The sequence below is a fragment of the Streptomyces sp. NPDC051976 genome, from assembly GCF_040680795.1.
In the GTDB taxonomy this organism is placed as follows: Bacteria; Actinomycetota; Actinomycetes; order Streptomycetales; family Streptomycetaceae; genus Actinacidiphila.
Genome location: NZ_JBFAXL010000084.1, coordinates 23,118 through 29,117, shown reverse-complemented (window position 1 = coordinate 29,117; position 6,000 = coordinate 23,118). Strand labels below are relative to the sequence as shown.

Sequence of the window (6,000 nt, the reverse complement as noted above, 5' to 3'; positions counted from 1 at the left end):
GACCCGTCCGCGGTGTTGGAGGCGTTCCTGCGGCAGCTGGGAGTAGCCGCGTACCAGATCCCCGAGAGTCGGGACGAACGCGCGGCGATGTACCGCGACCGCATGCGGGATCGTCGTGCCTTGGTGCTGCTGGACAACGCAGCCACCGAGGACCAGGTCCGCGACCTCATCCCCGCCGGGCCCACATGCATGGTCCTGATCACCAGCCGCCGCAGTCTCGCCGGACTCGACGGCGCCACCCCGCACCTGATCGACACTTTCACCGAGACCGAAGCACTCGACCTGCTCACCCGGATCGCCGGACACAACCGCGTGGCCGCCGAACCCGAAGCTGCCGCACGCATCATCGAGTACTGTGACCGCCTCCCACTCGCCCTGGCACTGACCGCCGCCCGGCTCCGCTCCCGACCCGCCTGGAGTCTGGCCGCACTCGCCGACCGGATGCAGGCCGGGCGTCCGGAAGCGATCAGCGCCGGCGGCCGCGCGATACGCCCTGTGTTCGACGCGTCCTACCAGGCACTCCCCGACAGGGCACAGCAGGTGTTCCGCCTCATCGGCCTTCACCCTGGCCCGGACTTCAGTGCCGCGGCGGCAGCCGCATTGGCGGGCATCACCTCCGGCGAGGCCGCCGAAATACTGGAACTGCTCCTGGACGAGCACCTGCTCCAGCAAAAGCACAGCGGGCGCTTCGAGCTCCACGACTTGCTCCGTGCCTACGCCAATGAACAGGCCAACACCGTTGACCCTGGCCAGGAGCGCCGCGCCGCAGTGCACCGGATGCTGGATCACTATGTGCACGCCGCGCACGACGCCGCCCTGCTGGTCGAACGGGGCCGGGACCCGCTGAACCTGCCCCCACTCGAACCGGGGGTCTGCCGGGAACACTGCGCCGATCGCGAGCAGGCGCTGGCCTGGTTCGCCACCGAACACGCCGTGCTTCTCAGCGCTGTAGGCCACGCCGCCGCCACCGGTTTCGACGCCCACACCTGGCAGCTGGCGCAAGCCCTCGCCACCTACCTCGATCGGCGCGGGAACTGGCACGACCTTGCCGCCGTCGGCAACACCGCGACAGAGGCCGCCGACCGGCTGGCCGACCCCTTGGGGCAGGCCATCGCGCACAGCATCGTCGCCCGGGCCCACCGGCGCCATGGCGGCTACGCCGACGCCCACCATCACTTACGCCGCGCCCTCGACCTGTTCGGCAGGATCGGTGACCTGGACGGGCAAGCCGAAACGTACATCGAACTCGCCAGAGTGAAAGCATGGCAGAGCCCTCCTTCCGTCGCCGAAGCGCTGGCGCTCGCCCGTCAGGCCCACGCGTTGTACGAGTCCTGTGGCCGCCGGCTGGGGCAGGCCCAGACGCTGACCGCCATCGGCTGGTCACACGCGCGCCTAGGCGACTCCGCACAGGCCCTGACCTGCTGCGGACAGGCTCTGCCCGTCCTCGAAGAATTCGACGACCTTGAACGACAAGCCCATGCCTGGGACACCATTGCCTACGCCCACAGCCACCTGGGTCAGCACTCCCGAGCCGCCGCGTGCTACACACTCGCCCTTGGCCTGTGCCGCGACCTCGGCGACCGCCCACTGGAAGCAGACATCCTCAACCGCTTCGGCGACGCCCACCATGCCGCGCACCACCCCGACGCGGCCCACGACGCCTGGCAACGTGCCCTGGACATCTTCACCGAACTCGATCACCCCCACGCCGACCAAGTCCGCGGCAAGCTCGCTCTGCACGGCGACCAGTCGGAAATCCCGGACAGGAGGCGTGTCAAAGGGCGAAACGAGCTCGACGTCTAACCTCGCTGCTGCCCGTATTCCTTGACCACTCGGCGCGTCTCACGGTCTTGCCAACATCCCGGATGGCCGCTGCCACGCCCACGTTCGAGGCCGGGCCTGCCCATTCCCGCGCCCTGGTGGGACGGCTCGCCCTTGAAGCGAAGGTTGCGAAACGCTCGCCGGACAGGGGTCACCGGATCAGGCGCGGCAGCTCCTACGAGCTCGGAACACGATCTTGCGGGCTATCGCAGGTCGGCTGTAACCGGTGCGACGATGGAGCCGTTCGTGAGGACGTGAGCGTCAAGCCATGGGTCGTGGACGACGAGTTGTGGGCGCTGATCGGGCCGATGCTGCCGCCCTGGCCCGAGCTCTCATCCGGGCCCAAACCGGTCCCCGATCGGCTGTGCCTGCAGGGCATTCTGTTCGTGCTCTTCACCGGAATCCCGTGGCAGCAGGTGCCGTTGGAGCTGGGATTCGGCTCCGGGCAGACCTGCTGGAGGCGTCTGGAGCGATGGCGGGACGTCAGAGTCTTCGACCGGCTGCACCACACACTACCGGCGGAACTGAACGCGGCCGGCGAACTGGACTGAAGTCGCCCGTGCGTAGACGCATCACACGTCCAGCAGACCGAAGTGCTCCTCGGGCGTGGGAGGCCGGCTGGCAACGAGCTGGCCCAGACCGGTAGGGATGGGCAATGATGAACGGCCAGGCACGGTCCTCCGTTGCGGTGATCAGGGACTCGACACCTCATGATCACCCGGAGGCCGTGCCTGCCTCCGTTCCGGCCCGATCCACGGACGCCACAACCAGTCCACCTACATGAGTCACCGCCAAGCCGGTCGGACCGACTGAACGACGCCGCCCTGAACCGTCGCCTGGTCTACACCCATCCCAGCGACAGAGCCGTGAAATCGGTCAAGTCCAAGATCAAGACGCTGACCGGACGACAGACAACGAACACCGAACCCCGCATGGTCTACATCTTCCTAGGACAGGCCCTGCGGGGCTGGACCGCCTACTTCCGGCACGGCGCGTCCAAGATCACTTTCAGTGAGCTGGAACACTACCTGTGGCACCGAGTGTGGAAGTGGCTCCGCCGACGCCGCCGACGCAGGAACTGGAGATGGATCGTCCGCACCTACGGCAACCCCGCAACCGGTGGGGCTTATCGCCGACGGTGTGGACTGGTTCAACCCCCCGCGAAGGTACCCATCCAGCGATACCGCTACCGGGGCAACACCATCGCCACCCCATGGTCCGCGCGACCAGATGGGTGGGGTGATCTCAGCAGGTGATCCGAAGTGGATTGAGCCGTTCTCGGGGCTGACCGAGGTGCAGTTCGCCAGGCTGGTGGCGTTGGTCCGACGTCGTGGTGGTGACGTGCAGCGCGGTCGGCCGTGGCGGCTGCCGCTGGAGGACCGCTGGTTGCTGGTGGCGACGTACTGGCGCACGAACCTCACGTTGCGGCAGGTGGCGCCGTTGTTCGGGGTCTCGGAGTCCGCGGCCGACCGCATCCTCGATCACCTGGCGCCCTTGCTCGCCATCTCGCCGCCCCGCCGACCGCGCAAGGACACCGTCCACATCGTCGACGGCACCCTGGTCCCCACCCGCGATCGCAGTGTGGCGGCCTCCAGCAAGAACTACAGGTTCTCGGCCAACCTGCAGGTCGTGATCGACCCCAACCGTCGTCTGGTGGTGGCGATCGGACTGCCGTTGCCCGGCAGCCGCAATGACTGCCGGGCGTTCAAGCAAGTCCGGTGTCGACCGGGTCTGCATCGGCCACGAGACGTGCTCAACGAGCTCGTGCGGGACATCGAGCATGGCTCGATACAAGATCAACAGGGCCCCTCGTCGGCGACGTGATGAGTGAGATCACCACGGCAACGACGAGGGGCCCTGTCACATCACACCACCCCGTTGACCAGCCCTTTCAGCCTGCTGGGACTGGATGAAGGAGGTTCACTGTGGTCTGCGAAGTCGTCAAACCCAACCCCACATAGTGGGGCCGCGCACGGCAGGTGTGCGGACGGCGGAACGGTCACCGGTGCGAAACGAAACCGTTCCACTGCCAGTTCGAGCCGTCCCACACCAGCGTTGAGTACTGGAAGTAGGCGATGCCACCGCTGACATACGAGTGGTCGTAGTAGCTCAGGAGCTGGCCGACGTAGCTACCGGCCCCAACCGGGGTGGGGTTCCCATCGCACTGGTACGAGAACTGCCCGTTCCAGTAGTAGTTGTCCCCGATCGGCACCAGGGTCGAGTACTGGAAGTAGAGGTGGCCACCGCTGATGTACGTGTGATCAAAGGCGTATGTGTGGTTGTTCAGGTAGGTGTTGCCGCCGCAGTACGAAGGCGGCGTGTCCGCGCTGGCTTCGGGCGCTGCGGCGAGCGCGCCCAAGAGCAGCGCGGCGGCGGCCACTGCGACCCGGATCGACCGACGACTTCGAGTCATCTCTCATCTCCCTTTGGGTATCTGACCATGCATCATCTAGCCAAGCGGCTACCGTTCTCACTGCCGTGGGCCGATGGATCAATGCCATTCCTGTTGTTCTTCCACGGCGGTCGGAGTCCATTTGCACTGCGTCTGCCCCCATACCCGACCAGGCGAGCCGTGCGGCCGTGCAGGCGGACCTCGAATACGGCCGGGTGCCCGGCTGGGACGGCTCCAGCTGCCAGCTTTCGCCGGGATTCACGTGATTCCCCCTGACATCTGTAGTCGGTGGCTGTAGCGCATGTGACAAGTCGAAATCCTTGTTGGCAACAACCAGACTGCTTCGACCGATCCGAATCTCCAGCTCATCCCTCTCTGCAGTTGACAACTACGGTGCTTCGGCTCACGTCACCACCCCGAGGCCTATTGATCAGGAACTCATGGGGTTCTCGTCCAGGACGTAGCGGACGTGCCGGGCGTTCACGCAAGTCCGGTGTCGACCGGGTCTGCTGCGGCGCACCGACCATCGCCGACGGCGGCTACCAAGGCACCGGCCTGCTCATCCCGCACCGCAAACGATGAGGTCAGACGCACCTCAGCCCGCAACAGGAAGCGGAGAACGCCGTCCACCGCCGGGCGCGCGCACGCGTGGAGCACGCGCTGTCACGGCTGACGAACTCGAAGGTCCTGCGGGACTGCCGGTTCAAGGGCAACGGCGTTCACCAGGCCATGCTCGGCATCGCCCGACTGCACAACCTGGCCCTCACCGGATAGCCACACCCCATACGGGACAACCTCCAGCTCCGCAACGCCGGCCACATCAACATCGCCGCTGGACTCCGCACCACAGCCCTCCGCTCCTACGACCGGCCACTGGCCTTCCTCGGCCTCAGCTGACCTGCGCCGATGCACGACCAAAGGACTTTGCAATCACCCTGCCTCAGCCCCTTGACATACCCACCCCAAACCCAAGCTTCACTGCCTTGCCCCTATTCCAACCACGACTGGTTGTCCCAGCCGTTGCAGTCCCAGAGCTGTACCTTGGTGCCGTTGTAGCCGATGGTGTTCAGATCGCCGTCCAGGCATTGCCCGTCGGTGTAGTTCTGCAGCGTATTGCCGGGGGGCCGGGAAAATGATTGGTTGGATCCGCCTGAACTGCCGGTGCAGGCCCAGAGCTGTACCTTGGTGCCGTTGTAGCCGATGGTGTTCGTGTCCGCGTCCAGGCACTGCCCGCTGTGGGCGTTCCTGATGGTGTAAAAGTACGGACCATATGTCGGGTTGGGTACGAAGATCCACGACTGGTTGTCCCGGCCGTTGCACGCCCAGAGCTGCACCTTGGCGCCGTTGTGGCCGATGGTGTTCAGGTCCCCGTCCAGGCACTGCCCACTGTGGGCGTTCCGCAGGGTGACGCTATAGGCCACGTTCGGCGTCGCCTGGCCGGCGCGGGTGTTATACGCCGTCGGGATCTGCGACAACGAGGTCACGTGGACTATCGTCATAGCCTCGGAAGTGGCGGCTTTCGTAGGAGCCTTGGGAGTGGCGGCGCTCGCGGTCTGAACCAGCCCCAGAGTGGCCATGCCGACGGTCAACGTGACGGCGAGCAGTGCTGAGCCCTTACGAGTACGCATTGTTCGGTCATCCTCGATTCTCCGAGTTGAACTCGGAAATCAACTCGCCGTCCACGACGGCAAGTTCGCGACAATATGGTTGCTGAGCGTTGACTTCAGAAAGATGCCTTCGGACGGTGGCAAAAGACCCTCCGCTTCCATGGTGCGTCTCCCCGACGT

At 65.7% G+C, this 6,000-nt stretch carries 5 protein-coding genes and 2 pseudogenes; 5 read left to right on the top strand and 2 right to left on the bottom strand.

All coding sequences use genetic code 11. From position 1 onward, the window contains the following. The 4 genes and pseudogenes from AB0M29_RS41520 to AB0M29_RS41505 form a co-directional block, all read left to right on the top strand. The coding region (locus AB0M29_RS41520; protein ID WP_365392161.1) for a tetratricopeptide repeat protein at window positions 1-1,803 on the top strand (1,803 nt) is incomplete at its 5' end. Window positions 1,804-2,075: 272 nt separating this feature from the next. Continuing rightward, window positions 2,076-2,372, top strand: coding sequence for a transposase (locus tag AB0M29_RS41515; RefSeq protein ID WP_365392159.1), 297 nt, complete (start codon window positions 2,076-2,078; stop codon window positions 2,370-2,372). Window positions 2,373-2,531: 159 nt separating this feature from the next. Continuing rightward, entirely contained in the window at window positions 2,532-3,077 is a 546-nt protein-coding gene (locus AB0M29_RS41510) for a group II intron maturase-specific domain-containing protein (RefSeq protein WP_365392157.1), read from the top strand. Continuing rightward, window positions 3,052-3,534 (top strand): annotated as a pseudogene (locus AB0M29_RS41505) (transposase family protein); the annotation flags it as partial. The gene AB0M29_RS41510 and the pseudogene AB0M29_RS41505, both read left to right, overlap by 26 nt. A 286-nt stretch (window positions 3,535-3,820) precedes the next feature. On the opposite strand, the gene AB0M29_RS41500 reads toward AB0M29_RS41505, so the two are convergent. Next, complete coding sequence (locus AB0M29_RS41500) at window positions 3,821-4,234, bottom strand: hypothetical protein (RefSeq protein ID WP_365392155.1); 414 nt, start codon at window positions 4,232-4,234, stop codon at window positions 3,821-3,823. Between the two features lie 501 nt (window positions 4,235-4,735). On the opposite strand from AB0M29_RS41500, the pseudogene AB0M29_RS41495 reads away from it, so the two are divergent. Further along, a pseudogene (locus tag AB0M29_RS41495) lies at window positions 4,736-4,987 on the top strand (transposase); the annotation flags it as partial. Window positions 4,988-5,202: 215 nt separating this feature from the next. Here AB0M29_RS41495 and AB0M29_RS41490 read toward each other — a convergent pair. Beyond that, a complete protein-coding gene (locus AB0M29_RS41490) occupies window positions 5,203-5,841 on the bottom strand; it encodes an RICIN domain-containing protein (protein ID WP_365392153.1) in 639 nt (212 codons plus the stop codon). Between the last annotated feature and the right edge of the window lie 159 nt (window positions 5,842-6,000).

Bases quoted from the DNA above. Each gene is read 5' to 3' on its own strand.
- AB0M29_RS41500 (WP_365392155.1), bottom strand. From the start codon at position 4,234: ATGACTCGAAGTCGTCGGTCGATCCGGGTCGCAGTGGCCGCCGCCGCG.
- AB0M29_RS41510 (WP_365392157.1), top strand. From the start codon at position 2,532: ATGATCACCCGGAGGCCGTGCCTGCCTCCGTTCCGGCCCGATCCACGG.
- AB0M29_RS41490 (WP_365392153.1), bottom strand. From the start codon at position 5,841: ATGCGTACTCGTAAGGGCTCAGCACTGCTCGCCGTCACGTTGACCGTC.